The organism is Novacetimonas hansenii JCM 7643 (genome assembly GCF_000964405.1).
Taxonomy (GTDB): domain Bacteria; phylum Pseudomonadota; class Alphaproteobacteria; order Acetobacterales; family Acetobacteraceae; genus Novacetimonas; species Novacetimonas hansenii.
The window spans coordinates 1-1,455 of sequence record NZ_BANE01000150.1; the positions used below are offsets into that span (position 1 = coordinate 1).

Consider the following 1,455-nt stretch of genomic DNA (forward strand, 5'->3'; position numbering starts at 1 on the left):
AAAAGCTTCACCAAAAACCTTTATAATTTCAGTGTGTTATCGAGTCTAACTTTTCAAACAGTCTCTCAGACATTGTATCCCATGCCTTTATACAGACCGTTGATGATGGAGACGCCCTTGTGCGCCTCGTCAAGATCTGGGGTTTCATCAGTGCGGTTATACCCATGCCCCATATCCTCCCCCTGCCACTGCACGACGATACCGTCACGCCGCGACACGACATAGACATTGTCATATTCCATGCTGAACAACGCCTCGGGCTGCGGAATCAGCCAGGCGATCTGCCCCCGGATGGGAATGATGCTCTGGTCATTCCACAATGCACGGGCACCATAGCCGGTGCAGTTGATGAAGACAGGTTCCGGCAACGCCGTAAGTTCTGATGGATGATGCAGCGTCATGGTACGGATTTTGCCCCCACGCTCAAAAAACTGGCGCATGAGATAATCGGTATAGGTCGTGACGTTGAAGATCAGGTTCGGCTGCTTGCGCACCTCGTCATAGGGCAGGCGCCCGTCATGGACAGGGATCGTGTTCCCCTGCGGTTCGATATCACGCAAACGGTCGTTCATTTCGGCGAAACCGATGGGATCGGGCGGAACCGGCCGACGTGCGCGCGCCTGCAGGCCATAAAACGTATCCCATTCGACAGGATTTCCCGGCAACCCCTGAAGGTTCTGGTAACAGGAGAAGGAATAACGGGCCATCCTCTCCCACCGTGCTGTAAATTCCGGGGTCAGGTCGCTGGTCTTCGCAATCCGTGACGCGGGCGTCCAGCTTCCGGAAGCCCGGGCGGAACGGACGAAGGGCGGCATTTCGCGCGCATAGATCGTCACCTGCGCGCCCGCCTGCTGCGCAACGATGGCGGTGGTCAGGCCGATCGCACCGCACCCAATCACGCCCACCTTCTGCCCGGATGCCGTCACCGCACGTTCCACCGCAAGCTGCGCCGTTCCCCATGACAGCGACCAGCCACTTCCCCCATGGCCATAATTGTGGACCACGGACTTGCGCCCGACCTGCTCGACCCCAAGGCGTGGCCCGGAGGCGCGGAAGGGACGCAGGCAGACCGTGATACGGTCAATCCGGTCCGTACGCGCCCGGATGACCGGGATATGACGCACATCCGCGTCCAGGTCATACCGGCGGGAGCGGGCACCGGCACATCCCGGCAGGGCGGAAAGCCCCGCCAGCGAAGCGGCGGTCATCAGTGCGTTTCGACGATGAAAAAGACGCGTCATGAAAGGGGACACTTCATTTCAAGTAATGTTAAAGAAAAAAGGACACCGTATTATTGGTTTAATTTCGGTCACCCAACAAGCCCGCAATTTGCAATCCTATTTTCAAGAAGCTGCCTGACAACTGGGTGTTGGGCAAGAGGCCACCCGAAAAGGCAGGATCAATAACATCATGAAATTATAAAGGTTTTTGGTGAAGCTTTTTCTAAAAAGCTTC

1 protein-coding gene is annotated in these 1,455 nt (G+C 56.6%); it reads right to left on the bottom strand.

Annotated features, from left to right (window positions below; translation table 11 throughout):
• Nucleotides 1-65 precede the first annotated feature (65 nt).
• Nucleotides 66-1,208 carry an FAD-dependent oxidoreductase gene (locus tag B7G66_RS10845; protein ID WP_237700311.1) on the bottom strand — a complete coding sequence of 381 codons (1,143 nt, stop codon included), beginning with the start codon at nt 1,206-1,208 and terminating at the stop codon, nt 66-68.
• Nucleotides 1,209-1,455: the final 247 nt, after the last annotated feature.